This window comes from Pseudoalteromonas aliena SW19 (assembly GCF_014905615.1).
Taxonomy (GTDB): Bacteria; Pseudomonadota; Gammaproteobacteria; order Enterobacterales; family Alteromonadaceae; genus Pseudoalteromonas; species Pseudoalteromonas aliena.
The window spans coordinates 396,258-415,397 of the sequence record NZ_AQGU01000026.1 but is presented as its reverse complement, the minus strand read 5'-3'; the positions used below and the strand labels follow the sequence as shown (position 1 = coordinate 415,397).

The following is a 19,140-nucleotide window of genomic DNA, read 5'->3' as shown; positions in this document are numbered from 1 at the left end:
CGTGCAATTTAAAGATAAAATTACGCTCGCTTTTAGTGGCGCATCGGGTGCGCCTTATGGTTTAAGGCTGCTTGAAGTGTTGCTTGAGCAGCAATTTCAAGTTTACGTACTTATCTCAAGTGCTGCGCGAGTGGTGCTTGACACAGAATCAAACATCAAGCTCTCTGGTAATGAAGATAAAGCAACTGAACAGTTAAGTGCGCTGTTTAATGCCAAACCCGAGCAGTTAAAGGTATATGGTAAAGATAACTGGTTTAGCCCAGTAGCCTCGGGCTCTGCGGCGCCTAAAAAAATGGTAGTATGCCCGTGTAGTGCAGGTTCTGTATCAGCAATTGCGGTAGGCGCATCAGATAACCTATTAGAGCGCGCCGCTGATGTGGTTATTAAAGAACGCGGGCAGCTTATTTTAGTACCACGCGAAACACCATTTAACGAAATTCATTTAGAAAACATGCTAAAGCTTTCTCGTTTAGGGGTAACTATTATGCCTGCGGCACCTGGCTTTTATCATAAACCGCAAAGTATTGAAGACTTAGTTGATTTTATGGTGGCGAGAATTTTAGATCATTTAAACATTGAACATAACCTAACAAAACGTTGGGGTTATGGTGAGGGTAAGTAATGAATAAGCAAACTATTGCTTTAAATATTGAAGGCCTTACCAAGGTTTATAAAAATGGTGTTGAGGCTATAAAAGGCGTTGATTTACAAGTGCGAGAGGGCGACTTTTTTGCGCTGCTTGGTCCAAATGGAGCGGGTAAATCAACCACTATTGGTGTTATTTCGTCTTTGGTGAATAAAACAAAAGGTAAAGTAGAGGTATTCGGTTGTGATATTGATGCTGACTTAGAAGCAGCTAAAGCGCATTTGGGCTTAGTGCCGCAAGAGTTTAACTTCAGTCAATTTGAAACGCTTAGCCAAATACTCGTTAATCAAGCTGGTTATTATGGTGTGCCACGCGGTGAAGCCCACAAGCGCGCCGACAAATACCTAGCGCAGCTTGGCTTACTTGAGAAAAAAGACAAACAAGCGCGTACGCTTTCAGGTGGTATGAAACGCCGCTTAATGATTGCTCGCGCACTCATGCACGAACCAAAACTGCTTATACTTGATGAGCCAACAGCAGGGGTCGATATAGAATTACGCCGTTCAATGTGGGACTTTTTACGCCAAATTAATGAGCAAGGCGTGACCATTATTTTAACCACCCATTACCTTGAAGAAGCCGAATTACTGTGTAAAAACATTGCTATTATCGACAGTGGCCGAATTGTTGAAAACACCACAATTAAAGCACTGCTTGCAAAGCTTGATAAAGAAACCTTTATTTTAGATTTAAAAGTGCCAGCAAATCCAGTCACACTTGATGGTTATAAATTTACCATGACGGATGATCATACTGTTGAAGTCGAAGTCGCTAAATCACAGGGCTTAAATGCGGTATTTAGCGCATTAACAAACCAAGGTAATACAGTGTTAAGTATGCGAAATAAAGCAAACAGACTCGAAGAGTTATTTGTCGGATTACTAGAGCAAGGGCGGGGCGAATAAATGTTTAAATATGGCGTAGCCTTAAAAAGTTTATGGATCAAAGAATGTATTCGTTTTTTACGTATTTGGGTGCAAACCTTAGTACCGCCTGCAATTACAATGAGTTTATATTTTGTTATTTTTGGTAACTTAATTGGCTCACGCATTGGCGACATGGGTGGCTTTAGCTACATGGAGTTTATTGTACCTGGCCTTATAATGATGTCGGTTATTACTAATTCCTATTCCAATGTAGCCTCTAGTTTTTATTCAACAAAGTTTCAAAAAAGTATTGAAGAGCTATTAGTAGCACCAGTTCCTAATTACATTATTGTACTGGGTTATATGGGCGGTGGTATGACGCGCGGTATAATGGTGGGCTTTATAGTGACCTGTGTGTCATTGTTATTTGTTGATATTCAAATCCATAATATTTTTGTAATTATGGCGACGGTTATTTTAACCTCGGCTGTATTTGCACTAGGTGGTTTAATTAATGCGATTTACGCAAATAGTTTTGACGATATAAGCATTATCCCTACCTTTATTTTAACGCCATTAACTTACTTAGGTGGTGTATTTTATTCAATTACGCTATTGCCAGAATTTTGGCAAAACGTATCGCAAATAAACCCTATAATTTACATGGTTAACGCGTTTCGTTACGGCTTTTTAGGCGTGTCGGATGTTGATTTAAGCGTGGCGCTTGGGGTTATTTTAGTATTTATAACAGCGTTATTTACATTAGCGCTTACGTTAATTAAAAAAGGTGTGGGGCTAAGACACTAATGAGTGATGCAAATTCACGTAGTATTGTATCTAATCAAGCGGGTATTCACGAAAAGCTTGATGAAATAGTAAATAAGCACTTAGAGGCTGAGTTTAAAAAACCGATTGCAGCGCATACTCAGGCCGCATTTGATGAAGTAAACGCTAAAGTACAGGCCTTTAATGGCCCGCTTATTTTAGACTCGTGCTGTGGCGTGGGTGAAAGCTCAGCTAACTTAGCTAAGCGCCATCCTGATGCACTTGTGGTAGGCATTGATAAATCATCGCACCGCCTTGATAAACATGATGTTGAATATAAACAGACCGACAGCGGGCAATATATTTTAGTGCAAGCAGACTTAAATGACTTTTGGCGTTTAGCGGTTGCAGCTAATTGGCAACCTACACACCATTATTTGTTGTATCCAAACCCATGGCCTAAGTCTAAGCATATTCGAAGACGTTGGCATGGCGCGGCTATTTTTCCGTTTATAGTTAAATTAGGCGGTTTGCTAGAAGTACGTAGTAATTGGGATATTTACGTTAAAGAGTTTGCTAGAGCGCTTGAACTCACTGGTAACTCTTGCGATGTAGCGCTTTATGAATCTGATGATGCGATTACGCCTTTTGAGCGAAAATACTGGGCCAGTGGCCAGCAAAGCCACCGACTTATTATTAATTTAACCTAATTTGATGACCAATTTAGCTTGTTAATTCTTCATTACTTTGGGAATTAACATGTGGCGCTGGGTGAGCAAAGTAAACACCTTGCATCAGCGTCACATTCGCTTTTTTCAGCGCGGTCACTATGGTCGCATTTTCCACCGATCCAGCCATTAACTGTAATCCCAACTGATTTGCAAAGCTAGCAATGTGCTCAATAAATAAATAGATATCTTTATCGTTTACTATTTGCTTTATTAAAGCGCCATCTAGTTTAATGCCATCGACTTCAAGCTTAAGCACGTTAGAAATATTCGAATAACCGCTACCAAAATCATCAATAATTACTTTTACGCCCTTGGTTTTAACCATTCCTATAAATGCTTTGACCTCTGAAAAATTAGCAATTGCCTGTGTTTCCAAAAGTTCCAAAGTGATGTTGCTCGGGTGTGGATAACGTTTTAATTCGTCGGCTATAAACTCACTCAAACTAGGATCAAGCATATCTTGCGCGGTTATATTTAAGCTCCAGCAAATATCTGTTTTTCTAAAGCGGCTAATACATTGTGAAAATAGTGTGCGGGTCAATAAGCCATCCATTCTTGAGCGGGTAACTACATTTAAAAAAGCCTCTGGCTTGAGTATTTCACCACTTGCTGTAACCATCCGTGCTAAACATTCATACTGCACTACGCGTTTAGTGTTTATATCAATAATAGGCTGAAAATAAGGGACAATGCGATTGTTATCAAACGCTTCTCGAACCTCTTTAGCCATTTCGACATTGTATTGATATTGTACTTTTACATCGTGAAGTGCTTTTGAGTAATTAACGACGGTATGGCGACCTTGTTTGGCTTGCAATGCCGCTATGTGGGCATTTTCGAGTAGCAGCGATTTATTGCCACTGGCTATTCCAGCGCACAGAGTAATATAAATAAATGGATCGGTGAGTAATGGAGCATTAAAGTTATAGGTTTCAATAAGATCAGTAAATTCATCGTAAGGGATTTCTTTAGGCGCAAGTAACACTAGCTTATTCGTTGCTAAGCGGTACACACGACAACGAGAAGAGCAGCGGCGTTTAAAATGAATAAGTAAGTTTTTCATTACTTTATCGCCGACCTCAGTACCATAGAAGCTATTTATATCTTCAATTTCGTTGATCCAAATAACCGCAAGTTGCATATGGTGTGCATTACTTTGCTTAATAAAATACTCAAGGGCAATATGATTTTCAAAGCCTGTACTTGAGTCTGTTGCTAAAGAACGTTTGAGCAAATAGATATAAATAGCTGCAACAAGTAATGCGATAAAAAAAAAGAAACTCGCCATCGCCGCTGCTTTAGATACACTTTCCTTAAGCTTTTGGTTTAAATCATAAATTGTAATGTCGGCGCCGGTTAGGTAGGTGTGCCCACTCGCTGTATCAACATAAGGAATAAAAATGCTTTTAAAATGACCCCATTGATCGCTCGATATTTCAAATACGGGTTCGGTTGAATAAAAAGCGCTAATATTTGCATCTGTTGCTTCAGGGTAAATATCTAAAAACTGAGTTACTTTGCCATTGCTCAGATCGTCTTGTGTATAGCTAGAACCACTAAAATAAATTTTGTCGTTCTTTAATATCATAGAGTAAACATAAGCGATATCGAGCGCTTGGGTAAATTCAGAGAGCTGTTTACTCTTAGTTTGATATTCAGAAAAATCAATCGCTTCACCTCGGTTAGCTCTGCTGAGGTACTCCTCGCCCAAAATATGCTTTACGCTAGTTGCTGCATTTAGTAGGCGGGTGTCGACCGATTGCATTATTTCAGCGCGAGTCGTTTGATAGGTGTAGTAAACGTAAGTAAGTAAACTGATTAAAAATAATGAAAAGCCAGCCATTAACCAACTTACTTTCACTCTTCCTTTAAGCATAAATATTCCTTTTTTATTATCGTTTAATTATACGCAAAATATGTAAATGCCCAATAAATAATTGGTATTTATTGGGCCGATTAAAATATTAATTAAATTATCATTTTTTTGTCATGGATTTGAGCGCTTTTATGGCTTTAAACGAGACATTTTAGTTATATTGCAGTAAAGTTAGCGCAATTATTCAAAAACACTGTTGCTTAAAAAATGCCTAAATTGAGCATTTTCCTCTGATAAACACGTGTTTTAGCTACACACACTAGGTATTAAGATGGATCAAAAGCGTTGTGCCGTCGCCTCTAAAGAAAGCCTTAAGCGTATATTTACTGTACCTGAAGCGCCAGACTCAACTTTAAGCAAAATCGAGCTTGAAATTTCGAGTAATTTAGCAGGTTTCTTAAACGAAAATATTGCGGCAATTGAAAAACCATTACATGAAATTGAAAAAGACTTTCAATCGGCTGTTATCCCTGAGGATCCAACGTTTGTATCTGCTTATGCACAGGACATAATGGAACAGCTCGTTGCGCATTCAGTGCATACCGCAGCCCCCAGTTTTATAGGTCACATGACTTCGGCTTTGCCACATTTTTTATTACCGCTGTCAAAATTGATGGTGGGGCTAAACCAAAACCTAGTAAAAATAGAAACGTCTAAAGCATTTACACCTCTTGAGCGCCAAGTGCTTGGAATGATGCATCATTTAGCTTATGGGCAAGAAGACTCATTTTATTCTAAATGGATGCACAGCGCAAAAACCTCTCTCGGTGCTTTTTGCTCAGGTGGTACGGTTGCTAATATTACTGCGCTTTGGATTGCACGAAACCGCTTATTCAAGCCTGATGGTGATTTTAGAGGGATAGGCGCACAAGGCTTAATTGCTGGTATGCTGCATTACGGATACAAAGGTTTAGCGGTATTAATATCAGAACGTGGACATTACTCGTTAGGTAAATCGGTAGATTTATTAGGTATCGGTCGCGAAAATTTAATCGGCATTAAAACCAGCGAAGATAATAAAGTCGATGTAGGAGCGATGCGTGAAAAGGCACTTGAGCTAGAATCGCAAGGCATTAAAGTAATGGCAATTATTGGGGTCGCTGGTACGACCGAAACAGGGAATATAGATCCCCTTAATGAAATGGCCGATTTAGCAGAGCAAATTAATTGTCATTTTCATGTCGATGCAGCATGGGGAGGAGCAACACTTTTATCAACGACTCATCGCCCTTTATTAAAAGGCATTGAACGCGCTGATTCAATCACCATTGATGCACACAAACAAATGTATGTACCAATGGGAGCTGGTTTGGTTTTATTTAAAGACCCTGCGGCAACCGATGCAATAGAACACCACGCAGAGTATATTTTGCGTAAAGGCTCTAAAGACTTAGGTAGTCACACGCTTGAAGGTAGTCGTCCTGGAATGGCGATGTTAGTGCATGCTTGCTTACGTGTTATTGGTCGTAAAGGCTACGAAATGTTGATCGATAGAAGCATTAAAAAGGCGTACTATTTTGCTGATTTAATTAAAGCCGACGAGGATTTCGAACTTATTTCAGAGCCCGAGTTGTGTTTATTAACATACCGCTACGTACCTAAAAAAATAAAACAAGCAATAGCTGAAGCGGATGCCGCAACGCGTTTAGATATTTTTGCATCATTGAATCGCTTTACTGCCAGCATGCAAAAAAGGCAGCGTGAATCAGGTCGCTCGTTTGTATCACGTACGCGTTTAACACCTTCTAAATATGATAACCAGCCAACCGTTGTATTTAGGGTTGTACTTGCAAACCCACTTACATCGGGGGCTATTTTAAAAGATATTTTAGCTGAGCAAAAAGAATTGGCTAAAACCGATCCCGTGTTCAAAAAGTATTTAAGAAAGTACATGTAGTTTAAAAGGGTCCATAAGGACCCTTTTAAATATTAATGTAAAATACGCGCTCTAATTGTTCCCTCAACGGCACTGAGTTCTTTTAGTGCAACTTCTGAATGATCTGTATCCACATCAATAACAACATAACCAATTGCTTCATCAGTTTGCAAATACTGCGCGGCAATATTAATACCGTGCTGGGCAAAAGCTTGGTTAATTTGTGTTAATACGCCAGGGCGATTGTGGTGTACGTGTAATAAGCGGCTACGATTAGCAAGCTCTGGCAGTGATACTTCAGGGAAATTGACGGCGGTGATGGTAGAGCCATTATCTGAGTATTTAGCTAGTTTACCGGCAACTTCAATGCCAATATTTTCTTGTGCCTCTTGTGTTGAACCACCAATGTGTGGCGTTAAAATAACGTTGTCGAACTCACGCAATGGCGATATAAATTCTTCATTGTTAGATTTAGGCTCAACTGGGAATACATCGATTGCTGCACCACTGAGTTTTTTCTCTGTTAGTGCCTCTGCAAGTGCGTCAATATCAACCACAGTTCCGCGAGAAGCATTAATCAAAATAGCCCCATGCTTCATAACCGCAAGCTCAGCGGTGCCAATTAGGTTTTTAGTTTGAGGTGTTTCTGGTACGTGCAAGCTAATAATATCAGAGCGTTGTAATAACTGAGTTAAATTATGTACTTGAGTGGCATTCCCAAGTGATAATTTATCTTCAATGTCGTAAAAATCAACGTTCATACCAATGTTTTCGGCCATGATACCTAGTTGCGTGCCAATATGACCATAGCCAATAATACCTAATGTTTTGCCACGCGCTTCAAACGAACCATTGGCCGTTTTTAACCAACCGCCACGGTGAGCTGCTGCATTACGTTGTGGAATACCACGTAATAATAATAAAATCTCACCAAGCACCAGCTCTGCAACTGAGCGAGTGTTAGAAAATGGCGCATTAAATACGGCAATACCACGTTCGCGTGCGCTGTTTAAGTCAACTTGGTTTGTACCAATACAAAAACAGCCAATTGCGATGAGCTTTTCAGCCGCATCTAATACGGCTTCATTTATATGAGTGCGAGAACGAAGCCCTACAAAGTGTGCATCTTTAATACGTTCTTTGAGCTCGTCCTCAGGTAGGGATGTTTTAACGTAGTCGATATTGCTATAACCATTGCGCTTTAGCGTTTCAACTGCGCTTTGGTGCACACCCTCAAGCAAGAGAATTTTAATTTTGTCTTTTGCTAATGATACCTTACTCATAACCTCATCCTATTTAATTTGAGGCCCATTTTTAGTGCCAATAATTACTTTATCAGCACCACGCTCTGCGAATAGGCCATTGGTAACTACGCCAACAATTGAATTTATTTGTGCTTCAAGTTGTTTAGCATTGGTAATATTTAAATTGTACACATCTAAAATAACGTTACCGTTATCGGTCACTACGCCTTGACGGTAAACAGGATCGCCCCCCAACTTTAACAACTCACGTGCTACGTAGCTGCGCGCCATTGGAATAACTTCTATCGGAAGTGGGAAATCTCCTAATGTCTCTACTAACTTAGTGTCATCAACAATACATACAAATTGTTTAGCAACAGCCGCGACTATTTTTTCGCGAGTCAGAGCTGCACCACCGCCTTTGATCATTTCATTTTGGGCGTTAATTTCATCTGCGCCATCAACGTATACATCTAAAACATCGATGTTGTTAAGCTCAAACACTTCAATACCCAACTCTTTTAAACGAGCAGTAGAGGCTTCTGAGCTTGATACCGCGCCTACAATCGTGTCTTTTACTGAGCCTAATGCATCAATAAAATGATTAACTGTTGAGCCTGTGCCTACACCCACTATGGTGTTTTCTTTTACAAACTCGAGTGCAGCCCATGCTGCAGCTTTTTTTAATTCGTCTTGTGTCATTGCTCTGTGCTCATTTAGTCATAAATATGTCGCTAGTATACAAGTTAACGTGTTACCAGCAGTAGGTTTTATCTGGAGTGATAATAGTTTTAAGTGGTACGTCCCACGATTCAATAGGTAGCTCATCAACTTTTTGGCATTCATGTGCTAAGCCAATTAGTTGTGGTTTTTGCCAGTGTTGATCATGTAAACGTGCCAACGTTCTATCGTAAAATCCACCCCCCATTCCCAAACGATTACCTTGTTCATCAAATGCAACAAGTGGCATAAGTAAGTAATCAAGCATTGGTAACGGGCATATTTGAGTGCAGTTGAGCTTAGGTTCCAAGATACCATAGTGATTTGCTCTCATGGGTGAGTTTTTTTCATAACGCTGAAATAGTAAATTAGCGCCATTGAAGGGGTGTATTATGGGAAGGTAAATGTAGTGATTTAAATCCCATAAACTCTTAATTAACAATGACGTATCTAACTCTCCATCGTTAGTTAAATAAATTGCAATATGCTCTTTTTTAGTCGTTTTTTTATCTTTTAAATGTTGAGTAAAATTCATGTTTAATTGCTGGGCCGCTATACCCTGTTGACTTTTTGATAAGTTATTACGGGTTTTACGGATATATTCTCTTATCTGTGAACGTTTATTGCTCATTTCGTTCCCAGAACATAATTAAAAAGAGAATAAATTAGGAAATGCTAAATATGCAGCTAACACTATGAGCAGTGTGATTACTGTTGCTATAAGTGAGTATAAAACGATATTACTGCGTTCATTAGGCGGGCTAATAAGCTCTTCATCAAGCATGAGATCGTCATCCTGCCATTCTTCACTATTTGAAACGGGTGTTTTTGATTCAATTTCAGGAAGACGTTGCTCTAGCTCTTCTAGTTTTTCTTCAAGGCGAATTAAGCTACTTGTGATGTAATCTAACGCATCAAAAATTCGTTCATCACGTCGATCATTATTTGCTAGAGCAGAAGTGCTTTGGGTGTTACTCGAAACGGCTTGTAGTTTGCTTTGGATCCCTAAACTAGCAAGTAATTTAGCCTGTTTTAAGGCTTTATCTTTATTGCTCGGTGCGAAGAGTGATTTACCCTTAAAAAAAGCAGTTACTTTTTCTTCAGAGGTTTTTAATTTTTCTGCTAGGTTTGTACATGCTGTTTTAGCGTTAGTGCCATCAGCTAACCCTGCAAATATAACGCGAAAATTGTCGGCCATCTAACTACCCTTAAAGCTTTTATTATTTAACGAGTATAAACCTAACTCATTTAGAAATGCAGTCCTACCTATAAATTAAAGTCATTTAAATAATGGCTATCGAATCATGTTGTATTTGGGAGGTAGAGTTATGGCAATTATTTAAAAGCCAGTTTTTACAATAGCAAGAATAATTACAAATCATTACATTTGTTTTGTTGTTGGCTTTTGTTTATTCAGTAAAATTGCGCGCCCATGGATATTTCATTTAAGGACACACCTTTGTTTGATTCTCACACGGCTCCTGCGAGTCGTTGGCTACAGTTTGTAAAAGAAAGTGGGCGTATTGCAACACTATGGTTTGCCGGCGTTTTACTTTTTATGAGTTTTCGCGTTTTCTTTTTGATCTATTTTAAAGACAGAATAACAGCACAGTTAGATGCAGATGCTATTTTTGCAACGTTAAAAGCGGGTTTTGCATTTGATTCAGCAGCTACCGGTGTATGCTTTAGCATCGCATTTCTTTTAAACTGTATTTTACAACCTATGCATTTAGGGCACTGGGTAAGTAAGGCTCGTCTGTATACGGGAAGAATATTTTTTATAGTCACCACGTTACTATGCATTGTGAGTGTTACTTATATAACAGAGTACGGCAGCCAATTTAACTACTTTATGCTAGAAGGGTTGAAAGACGATCAACAGGCTATTGCTTTAACAGTTGTTGAGCAATATAAACCATGGGGTAGTCTTCTTAGTTTAGTTATTTTATTAGCGCTAACGTTTAAAATAAATAAAGTGGTTGATCAAAAACACTATAAATTTGTTAATCGCCTTTTCACTACTTGTATTTATAAGCGCACAATACTAATTATTTTAATAGTTGTGTTATTTGTATGCGCAATACGAGGGTCTTTTGAAACACGTCCAGCGTCCAGAAAATGGTCAGCAGTAACAGCCGATGCATTTGTAAATAACCTAGTAATAAACCCGTTTAGAAGCTTTATTTATGCGATTAAAGACTATAACGACTTACAGAGCTTTGGTTTAAATGGCCACAACCCTTATCTAGAAAAAAACTTACCAACGATAGAAAACCCTCTAGCCGCTTTTGAGCAAAAAACAAATGCTCCATTATTGGCTGCTCCATCACAGGTGTTTTTTATCGTAATGGAAAGTTACGATGCTTGGCCGTTACAACAAAAATATGCATCACTTAACTTAACTAACGAACTAAGTAACTTAGCGAGTAAAGGCATCTATTTAGATAATGTTTTACCTGCCGCAAGTAGCACAATGAATTCGTTATCAAGCCTTATGTCGGGTATTGCGTATGCTGGTGTGAATATGAGCCGTATTGGACCTCAAAAGCCAACCAGTAAAATGTCAATATTTAGCCAAGTAGAGCAGCTAGGTTACAAAAGCCGATTTTACTATGGTGGCTTATTATCATGGCAAAATGTCGGAGAATATGCACTTTCACAAGGTGTCGATAAAGTATTTTCAGCAGTTGATGCTGGAGGAAAAGGCAGTGCTGGTGTGTGGGGAATTGACGATGGGCAATTATTTGATTTAGTTGATAAGACAACAAACGATAAAAGTTTTAATCTCATTATGAGCGGCAGCTACCATGGTCCATTTAACCTAGATTTAGATCAATATGGTTACCCTTTTAAATCTTTGGCAGATTATCCAAAAGAAATCCAAGCCTTAGGTGATGACTTGCTAGACCCTTATGTGTTGGGGCACCTTTGGTACTCAGACAAAATGTTAGGTCAGTTTGTTCGTAAAATGGAGCAGCGATACCCAGATGCTTTATTTATAATAACGGGGGATCATTATGGTCGTCGTTACCTTCATCACCAGCCTGATCTATACGAGCTAACTCATGTCCCGATTGTAATTTATGGTAAAGGGGTTAATTCAAACTGGGTTGCTAAAGATCAACTGGCAAGCCACATGGATATTGCACCGACTTTATTAAACCTAATAGCGCCAAAAAATACTGAGTTTTATAGTATGGGGCAATCATTACTAAATGCACCACAAAAAGAGCGCACTGTATTTGGCTTTCAAACAATACGAACTGAAACAGAGCTTTGGCGTGGTGATTTATCTTCGATCTATGAATACCAAAAAATAGATCCGCTTGATAAAACACGTTTATCACCAAACCATAAACCTGAATTTAAAGCCGTCGATAGCCAAACAGAGCAAGCATATAATCAATATATGGCTACAGCGTGGCATTTGCTTACCAGAGGGATGGATTAAAAAAGCAGTTTTTACAGGCTGCCTTTATTTAATTTTTGATACTTTAATTATGCATAAAAAAAGCGCCAATTGGCGCTTTTTTTGTATTTAACCTGAACACTGGTTAAGAGATTTACTAACTTATTATCCAGGGTTCAAGTTATTTAGATAGTTACTTAACCAATTAAAGGCCAGCTGCTGCGCGAAGTGCGTTAGCTTTATCTGTACGTTCCCAAGGGAATTCGTCACGACCAAAGTGGCCATAAGCCGCTGTAGGAAGGTAGATAGGGCGCTCTAAATCAAGCATTTGAATTAAGCCGTAAGGACGTAAGTCAAAGTGTTCACGAATAAGCTCGATTAAACGGCTTTCTTCTAGCTTGCTTGTACCAAACGTTTCAACGCTGATAGAAGTAGGCTCTGCAACACCAATTGCGTAAGAAACTTGTAGCTCACACTTGTCAGCAAGACCAGCAGCAACAATGTTTTTAGCAACGTAACGTGCAGCGTATGCTGCTGAACGGTCAACTTTTGATGGATCTTTACCAGAGAAAGCACCACCACCGTGACGAGCCATACCACCGTATGTATCTACAATGATTTTACGACCAGTTAAACCACAGTCACCCATTGGTCCGCCAATTACAAAGCGACCTGTTGGGTTAATGAAAAACTTAGTTGCACTTGTGATAAGCTCTGCAGGAAGTACTGGCTTGATGATTGTTTCCATCACCGCTTCTACTAAATCTGCTTGAGAAATGTCTTCGCTGTGCTGAGTAGAAAGCACTACAGCATCAATACCTACTGGCTTGCCGTTTTCGTATGCAAAAGTAACTTGAGATTTTGCATCTGGACGTAACCAGTTAAGCTCGCCGCTTTTACGAACCTCAGCTTGGCGTTGTACTAAGCGGTGTGAGTAAGTAATTGGAGCAGGCATTAGTACTTCTGTTTCGTTACATGCGTAACCAAACATTAAGCCTTGGTCACCAGCGCCTTGCTCTTCTGGGCTAGTACGGTCAACACCTTGGTTAATGTCTGGAGACTGCTTACCAATAGTGTTTAAAATTGCACATGAGTCTGCATCAAAACCCATGTCTGAATTTGTGTAGCCAATGTCACGAATTGTTTTACGTGTAATTTCTTCGATATCAACCCATGCGCTAGTCGTGATTTCACCACCAACCATAACCATACCGGTTTTCACGTACGTTTCACACGCTACGCGGGCATGAGAGTCTTGCTCTAGGATAGCATCAAGTACCGCATCAGAGATTTGATCGGCGATTTTATCCGGATGACCTTCAGAAACTGATTCAGAAGTAAATAAATGTTTTGCCATTGTATTTCTGCTCACAAATATTGCGCTTCACAAACGTCGGTATTAGCGCTAAAAAATTAAGGGGCGTATTTTATCGAAAACAAAACACCTTGCATAGTGTTTTTACGCCTAGACGTCTAAATAAAATAACTAATATCATTATGGTCTTAAAAAATATTCATAATAGCTCCTTTTATAGGGTTTTTAATTGCACACAGCCCCCACAATAAGTAAGAATAGATGTATTACAGTGTCCAAGTTACTTGGATGCATAAACGAATACATTAATACCCGTGCAAATACACATAAAGGTAGGAGAATTCATGCCATCTCGCAAAGAACTTGCAAATGCTATTCGCGTCTTGTCAATGGACGCAGTACAAAAGGCCAAATCTGGCCACCCTGGAGCCCCAATGGGCATGGCCGATATCGCAGAAGTATTATGGCGCGATTATTTAAAACATAACCCAACCAATCCAGAGTGGGCTGACCGAGATCGATTTATATTGTCGAACGGCCACGGTTCAATGCTTATCTATTCTCTATTGCACCTAAGTGGTTACGACTTACCACTGGACGAAATTAAAAACTTCCGTCAAATGCATTCAAAAACACCCGGTCACCCTGAATATGGTTATGCACCAGGAATCGAAACTACTACGGGTCCATTAGGTCAAGGGATCACAAATGCTGTAGGTATGGCAATTGCTGAAAAAGCACTCGCTGCACAGTTTAACCGTGAAGGTCACGATATAGTTGATCATTTTACCTATGCATTTATGGGCGATGGCTGCCTAATGGAAGGTATTTCTCATGAAGCGGGTTCACTTGCAGGCACATTAGGCCTAGGTAAACTTGTTGCATTTTGGGATGATAACGGCATTTCAATCGATGGCGAAGTAGAAGGTTGGTTTACTGATGATACGCCAGCTCGTTTTAAAGCCTACGGTTGGCATGTAATTAGTGGTGTTGATGGTCACGACAGTGATGCAGTAAGTGCTGCAATTACAGAAGCAAAAAGCGTTACCGATAAGCCATCACTAATTTGTTGTAAAACAATTATTGGTTACGGTTCACCTAATAAATCAGGCAGCCACGATTGTCACGGTGCGCCACTAGGTGATGACGAAATTAAAGCGTCTCGCGAATTTTTAGGTTGGACTGGTGATGCGTTCGAAATTCCTGATGATATTTACGCACAATGGGATAGCAAAGAAAAAGGTCAACAGCTTGAATCAAGCTGGGACGAAAAATTTGCAGCATACGCAAAAGCATACCCAGAGCTTGCAGCACAATACAAGCGTCGTATTAACAACGAACTTCCGGGCGATTGGGCTGAAAAATCTCAAGCGTACATTGAGCAATTACAAGCAAACCCAGCAAACCCAGCGTCTCGTAAAGCATCGCAAAATGCTTTAAACGCATTTGGTCCGTTATTGCCAGAATTCATGGGTGGCTCAGCCGATTTAGCAGGCTCAAACTTAACAATTTGGGATGGCTCTAAAGGTTTAACGGCAGATGATGCAAGCGGTAACTACATTTACTACGGTGTACGTGAGTTTGGTATGTCAGCAATTATGAATGGTATTGCCCTTCATAAAGGCTTTATTCCTTACGGTGCTACGTTCTTAATGTTTGTTGAATATGCAAAAAATGCCGTACGTATGGCTGCATTAATGAAGCAACCAAGTATTTTTGTATACACGCACGATTCAATTGGTTTAGGTGAAGATGGTCCAACTCACCAACCAGTAGAGCAAATTGCAAGCATGCGTTTAACGCCTAACTTATACAACTGGCGTCCATGTGACCAAGTTGAGTCGGCAATTGCATGGCAACAAGCTATTGAGCGTAAAGCCGGCCCTACATCGTTAATCTTTACTCGCCAAGGCCTTGAGCAACAAGCACGTGATGCGCAGCAATTAGCGGATGTTAAGAAGGGTGGTTACATCCTTAGCTGTGACGGTAATCCAGAGATTATTTTCATTGCAACAGGTTCTGAAGTGCAATTAGCACAAGATTCAGCAAGCGAACTACGCAGCCAAGGTAAAAAGGTACGTGTTGTATCTATGCCATGTACTGATGCCTTTGAAGATCAAAGCGCAGCATACAAAGAAAGCGTATTACCGGCATCTGTTTCACGCCGCGTAGCAGTAGAAGCAGGTATTGCTGACTACTGGTACAAGTACGTAGGCCTAAACGGCGCAGTAGTCGGTATGACTACCTTTGGTGAGTCAGCGCCTGCAGGCGAGCTGTTTGAGCACTTTGGTTTCACTGTAGAAAACATCGTTAATAAAGCAAACGAGCTTTTTTAATCGGTTGCTTTAAAGTTTAAAAGCCCGCCCTGTGTAAAACAGGGCGGGCTTTTTTGTTTATAGGTCATGCTTTAGCGCGTTATACCAATCTGCTTATATATGGGGTCTATTTAGCGTTAAGAAAATTACGCTAGAACTAGGCAAAAATTTTTGTATCTAGTTGTTCTAAATAAAAAATTTTAACGACGTAATAGTGCAATTTAATTCGTTAAATTGATCAAAGATTTATGCAGGTTGGTATTAAAGGTAAATCAAAAATATGACGCCATAAATGACGACCTACAATGGAGCCAAAAAGGTACAATTTAACATTATAATGCTGTGTTAAAAAACTTTTGCTCTAACAAATAATTTAACGTAGTATTTTAAATTCAGACTCATTTACAAGGAAGAAATATGTCTTGGTCTAAACTCAATAAAACTATTAATGCTCATTCTGTTATCCCACTTGATGCGCTTAGCTGTCGAGATTCATAACCCCACCGATTATACAACGCTTGACTTAATTGAGTGCGCGTTTGATAAGCGTTCAGGGACTAAATCCCATAATGCTCAGCATTTAGCAGCCGTGCTGGCACAAAATAATCAGCAAGGTAAACAAGTAAAATGGCTAGCTCACAGCCAAGGCGCGATAATTTTTTGTGCCGCGCTAGAGCATTATCGCATTCACTATGGTAAGCCTCTTACGGGTCAGCAACTCGCTGTGCATGGTTCAGGCTCAAATGTCGAACGTTTAAAACGCATTGCCCACAGCATGGGTGTAAAAGTTGTCTCAGTGCGTAATAACCCTTATGATTTAGTGCCTAATTTAGCTGACCGCAGTAAAATATCATCCAGTAGTTTAGTACGTTCGCTGAAATTTAAAGGCCTGGTTACAGATGGCTCTGTTGGCGAAAGCCCACACACTTTACCGTTTTTAGGCTTAGTCACCTATGCAGCTCAGCTAGAAATGCTAGGTAATAATGAAAAGGCCGATATTGTAAAAAACTTTATTAAAACTCTACCGCCTACGGATGCGCGATTATGATCAAATTAGCCAAGGCTTTTTACCGTGGTTTTATTGGCGGGCCCAGCTTCGACAACTGTATTCACTATCGCTTTATTTTAGAAGATAAGCTGTTAACACTTGATATGCCTTGCAGTAATGTTGCTGCTGTACCTTCTACCATTGACGTGTCATTTCCTTATAATTCAAAGAGTTGGTTTAATCAGCACAAGGAAGATTATTTTCACCACGTATATGTACATATGCTTACTAAAAACTGGATGTACTTGCCACCAGTGAGCTATTTGCCAAGTAGTGAGTATGGCATGCTTAGTTGCCAACTAAGAATTAAGCAAACCCAAAAAATAAATGTACTGGATATCGCACAATTAAAACATTTTGTTATTGAATCATATGATAAATTTCATTGGCGTACAGATGGGAAAAATACAGAAATAACTGAAAAAATCAAATTACAAAAGAGTAAAAGTTCAGTGGCGTGGACTGAAGCTGAAATAGAGGAAGAAATTGAGGAATACATCAAACTACATGGTCAACCGCCCTTACCAGCGGCTAAAGAGATAATTATTAATAATCGCCTGTGGGTGTTTTACAAAGAGTGCAGAGATAATGTCCTTTCTCGCCAAGATTTTTATTGTTTACCATTAAGTGAACATGCTTTTTTAGAAGTTGAATTTAATCATCGTATTGATCGCTCTGATAAGCATAAAAAATGGGCTAAGCATGCACTTGAATCACAACAGCGGATTATGGAATCAATAAAGCTCAGTGATTTACCTCCAGATCACGATAATTTAATTGCTGATAATTCTAAAAGTGTTTAATTTAGCCAAGGCTTTTTACCGTGGCTTTGTAGGTGGGCCCAGTTTTGACAACTGTATTCATCATCGCCTTATTTTAGAAGGTAAGCTACTTACTCTTGATGTACCACGCAGTAATGTCGCAGCTGCGCCATCTACAATTGATATATCGTTTCCTTATAATTCAATCAGTTGGTTTAATCAAAACAAAAAATATTTACATCACCAATATATACATATGCTCACTGAAAACTGGATGTATTTACCACCGATTAACACCTTCCTTAGCAGAGAGTTTGGTATGCTTAGTTGCCAACTAAGGATTAAACAAACCAATGAAGTCAATGTTTTTGATATCAACCAATTAAAACATTTTGTTATTGAATCATATGACAATTTTCATTGGGGACCTGAAGGCAAAAATACCGAAGTTAAAAATGATACCACGTTAGAATCGAGTAAAAGAGCAAACCCTTGGCAGGGTGAAGCACTAAAAAAGGAGATTCTAGAGCGTGTAGAAATTTATGGTTATCCACCATTGCCTGCTGCTCAAGAGACAATTATTAATAATCGCCAATGGGTATTTTATCAAATCAAAAAATCAAATAGACGCTCTCACCATGATTTTTATTGCCTCCCTTTAAGTGATCATGCTTTTTTAGAAGTAAAATTTAACCATCATGTTGAGCTACCATATAAACATAAAAAATGGGCGGGTCATGCACTAGAATCACAACAGCGGATTATGGAATCAATAAAGCTCAGTGAGTTACCTGCCGACCATGATAATTTAATTACTGATAACTCGCAGGGCGTTTAACTTTGTCAGAGCCTTATCTCTTTTTTTGAAAGCGCAGTGTCTCTTATTCCTCCTTGTAATAAATTATAAGTTCTGTTGCGCGATCTCGCTGGTTTAAAATCTTGTAAAATAGTTACTTTTAAAACAAGAAAAGCTAGCTTTACAAAGAGTTGCATCAAAAGTTAAGGAACGTTATTTGTTGACGTAGAGCTTGCTCACGTGAGAAGCGTAGCTTCTAATTATTTAACGTATCCTCTAGAAGCTAATATTCAATAAAAATAAGTTATTGTTTGCCGTTATGGTATTGTAACTGGATATTTTTCGCTCCACTTCCTTGCAAGCTCATTATGTATCAGGCAATGTGACCGCAATTAAATATAAAAATTAGCAGGAGCTAAAAATGCCAAAGTTCGATAACGTGAGTGTAGTAAAAAAAGCCAATGTATATTTTGATGGCAAGGTGTCGAGCCGTACCGTTATTTTAGGTGATGGCGAAGCGAAAACTTTAGGCTTTATGCAACCAGGTGAGTTTGTTTTTGATACTAATCAAAAAGAGTGTATGGAGCTTTTAGCTGGCCAATGGGAGATTTTATTACCAGCGGCAAGTGAGTGGAAAACATTTAACGCAGGTGAATCGTTTAATGTTGATGCAAATGTAAGCTTTAAAGTAAAAGTATCTGATTTTGCTGATTACTGCTGTTCGTACACAGATTAATTAATCTGTGTTTAAGTTAAGTGGACGTCTGAAAGC

The 19,140-nt window shown here is 39.3% G+C and carries 17 protein-coding genes; 11 read left to right on the top strand and 6 right to left on the bottom strand.

What is annotated here, in order from left to right:
* The first annotated feature begins 1 nt into the window (after position 1).
* Genes PALI_RS13150 through trmB form a run of 4 tightly spaced genes read left to right on the top strand, consistent with a single transcriptional unit; the run spans position 2 to position 2,987 of the window.
* Entirely contained in the window at positions 2-622 is a 621-nt protein-coding gene (locus PALI_RS13150) for a flavin prenyltransferase UbiX (protein WP_193156126.1), read from the top strand.
* Positions 622-1,551 carry an ABC transporter ATP-binding protein gene (locus PALI_RS13145; protein WP_138584656.1) on the top strand — a complete coding sequence of 310 codons (930 nt, stop codon included), beginning with the start codon at positions 622-624 and terminating at the stop codon, positions 1,549-1,551. Before PALI_RS13150 ends, PALI_RS13145 begins: the two co-directional genes overlap by 1 nt.
* Entirely contained in the window at positions 1,552-2,319 is a 768-nt protein-coding gene (locus PALI_RS13140) for an ABC transporter permease (protein WP_007584748.1), read from the top strand.
* The gene (trmB, locus tag PALI_RS13135; protein ID WP_138584655.1) at positions 2,319-2,987 is read left to right on the top strand and encodes a tRNA (guanine(46)-N(7))-methyltransferase TrmB; all 669 of its coding nucleotides are present in this window, start codon (positions 2,319-2,321) and stop codon (positions 2,985-2,987) included. The genes PALI_RS13140 and trmB overlap by 1 nt, the downstream gene beginning before the upstream one ends.
* Positions 2,988-3,000: 13 nt before the next feature.
* Here trmB and PALI_RS13130 read toward each other — a convergent pair whose 3' ends face one another.
* Positions 3,001-4,884, bottom strand: coding sequence for an EAL domain-containing protein (locus PALI_RS13130; protein ID WP_193156125.1), 1,884 nt, complete (start codon positions 4,882-4,884; stop codon positions 3,001-3,003).
* A 271-nt stretch (positions 4,885-5,155) separates the two neighbouring features.
* Between PALI_RS13130 and panP the strand changes: the two genes are divergently transcribed.
* Positions 5,156-6,781: a pyridoxal-dependent aspartate 1-decarboxylase PanP gene (gene panP / locus PALI_RS13125; RefSeq protein ID WP_193156124.1), complete on the top strand. Its 1,626-nt coding sequence runs from the start codon at positions 5,156-5,158 to the stop codon at positions 6,779-6,781.
* Positions 6,782-6,813: 32 nt separating this feature from the next.
* Here panP and serA read toward each other — a convergent pair whose 3' ends face one another.
* Genes serA through PALI_RS13105 form a run of 4 tightly spaced genes read right to left on the bottom strand, consistent with a single transcriptional unit; the run spans position 6,814 to position 9,922 of the window.
* Positions 6,814-8,043, bottom strand: coding sequence for a phosphoglycerate dehydrogenase (gene serA, locus PALI_RS13120; RefSeq protein ID WP_193156123.1), 1,230 nt, complete (start codon positions 8,041-8,043; stop codon positions 6,814-6,816).
* 9 nt (positions 8,044-8,052) lie between these two features.
* On the bottom strand, positions 8,053-8,706 hold the full coding sequence (gene rpiA / locus PALI_RS13115) for a ribose-5-phosphate isomerase RpiA (RefSeq protein ID WP_182701140.1): 654 nt from the start codon (positions 8,704-8,706) through the stop codon (positions 8,053-8,055).
* Between the two features lie 52 nt (positions 8,707-8,758).
* Complete coding sequence (locus PALI_RS13110) at positions 8,759-9,355, bottom strand: 5-formyltetrahydrofolate cyclo-ligase (protein WP_193156122.1); 597 nt, start codon at positions 9,353-9,355, stop codon at positions 8,759-8,761.
* Positions 9,356-9,373: 18 nt separating this feature from the next.
* Entirely contained in the window at positions 9,374-9,922 is a 549-nt protein-coding gene (locus tag PALI_RS13105) for a hypothetical protein (RefSeq protein WP_077537108.1), read from the bottom strand.
* Between the two features lie 261 nt (positions 9,923-10,183).
* Here PALI_RS13105 and PALI_RS13100 point away from each other — a divergent pair, with 261 nt between their 5' ends.
* Positions 10,184-12,175, top strand: coding sequence for an LTA synthase family protein (locus PALI_RS13100; RefSeq protein ID WP_193156121.1), 1,992 nt, complete (start codon positions 10,184-10,186; stop codon positions 12,173-12,175).
* 163 nt (positions 12,176-12,338) lie between these two features.
* Here PALI_RS13100 and metK read toward each other — a convergent pair whose 3' ends face one another.
* Positions 12,339-13,490: a methionine adenosyltransferase gene (gene metK, locus PALI_RS13095; RefSeq protein WP_193156120.1), complete on the bottom strand. Its 1,152-nt coding sequence runs from the start codon at positions 13,488-13,490 to the stop codon at positions 12,339-12,341.
* Positions 13,491-13,792: 302 nt separating this feature from the next.
* Between metK and tkt the strand changes: the two genes are divergently transcribed.
* The 5 genes from tkt (at position 13,793) to ppnP (ending at position 19,104) form a co-directional block, all read left to right on the top strand.
* Positions 13,793-15,784, top strand: coding sequence for a transketolase (gene tkt / locus PALI_RS13090; RefSeq protein ID WP_193156119.1), 1,992 nt, complete (start codon positions 13,793-13,795; stop codon positions 15,782-15,784).
* A gap of 451 nt (positions 15,785-16,235) precedes the next feature.
* Positions 16,236-16,811: a hypothetical protein gene (locus tag PALI_RS13085; protein ID WP_226894551.1), complete on the top strand. Its 576-nt coding sequence runs from the start codon at positions 16,236-16,238 to the stop codon at positions 16,809-16,811.
* The gene (locus PALI_RS13080) at positions 16,808-17,614 is read left to right on the top strand and encodes a hypothetical protein (protein ID WP_193156118.1); all 807 of its coding nucleotides are present in this window, start codon (positions 16,808-16,810) and stop codon (positions 17,612-17,614) included. Before PALI_RS13085 ends, PALI_RS13080 begins: the two co-directional genes overlap by 4 nt.
* Positions 17,589-18,410 carry a hypothetical protein gene (locus tag PALI_RS13075; RefSeq protein WP_193156117.1) on the top strand — a complete coding sequence of 274 codons (822 nt, stop codon included), beginning with the start codon at positions 17,589-17,591 and terminating at the stop codon, positions 18,408-18,410. Before PALI_RS13080 ends, PALI_RS13075 begins: the two co-directional genes overlap by 26 nt.
* Positions 18,411-18,789: 379 nt before the next feature.
* Positions 18,790-19,104 carry a pyrimidine/purine nucleoside phosphorylase gene (ppnP, locus tag PALI_RS13070; RefSeq protein WP_193156116.1) on the top strand — a complete coding sequence of 105 codons (315 nt, stop codon included), beginning with the start codon at positions 18,790-18,792 and terminating at the stop codon, positions 19,102-19,104.
* Positions 19,105-19,140: the final 36 nt, after the last annotated feature.

Excerpts from the sequence above, each read along its gene's own strand:
- PALI_RS13145 (WP_138584656.1), top strand. The coding sequence starts at position 622 with ATGAATAAGCAAACTATTGCTTTAAATATTGAAGGCCTTACCAAGGTT.
- PALI_RS13140 (WP_007584748.1), top strand. The coding sequence starts at position 1,552 with ATGTTTAAATATGGCGTAGCCTTAAAAAGTTTATGGATCAAAGAATGT.
- trmB (WP_138584655.1), top strand. The coding sequence starts at position 2,319 with ATGAGTGATGCAAATTCACGTAGTATTGTATCTAATCAAGCGGGTATT.
- PALI_RS13130 (WP_193156125.1), bottom strand. The coding sequence starts at position 4,884 with ATGCTTAAAGGAAGAGTGAAAGTAAGTTGGTTAATGGCTGGCTTTTCA.
- panP (WP_193156124.1), top strand. The coding sequence starts at position 5,156 with ATGGATCAAAAGCGTTGTGCCGTCGCCTCTAAAGAAAGCCTTAAGCGT.
- serA (WP_193156123.1), bottom strand. The coding sequence starts at position 8,043 with ATGAGTAAGGTATCATTAGCAAAAGACAAAATTAAAATTCTCTTGCTT.
- rpiA (WP_182701140.1), bottom strand. The coding sequence starts at position 8,706 with ATGACACAAGACGAATTAAAAAAAGCTGCAGCATGGGCTGCACTCGAG.
- PALI_RS13110 (WP_193156122.1), bottom strand. The coding sequence starts at position 9,355 with ATGAGCAATAAACGTTCACAGATAAGAGAATATATCCGTAAAACCCGT.
- PALI_RS13105 (WP_077537108.1), bottom strand. The coding sequence starts at position 9,922 with ATGGCCGACAATTTTCGCGTTATATTTGCAGGGTTAGCTGATGGCACT.
- metK (WP_193156120.1), bottom strand. The coding sequence starts at position 13,490 with ATGGCAAAACATTTATTTACTTCTGAATCAGTTTCTGAAGGTCATCCG.
- tkt (WP_193156119.1), top strand. The coding sequence starts at position 13,793 with ATGCCATCTCGCAAAGAACTTGCAAATGCTATTCGCGTCTTGTCAATG.
- PALI_RS13085 (WP_226894551.1), top strand. The coding sequence starts at position 16,236 with ATGCGCTTAGCTGTCGAGATTCATAACCCCACCGATTATACAACGCTT.
- PALI_RS13080 (WP_193156118.1), top strand. The coding sequence starts at position 16,808 with ATGATCAAATTAGCCAAGGCTTTTTACCGTGGTTTTATTGGCGGGCCC.
- ppnP (WP_193156116.1), top strand. The coding sequence starts at position 18,790 with ATGCCAAAGTTCGATAACGTGAGTGTAGTAAAAAAAGCCAATGTATAT.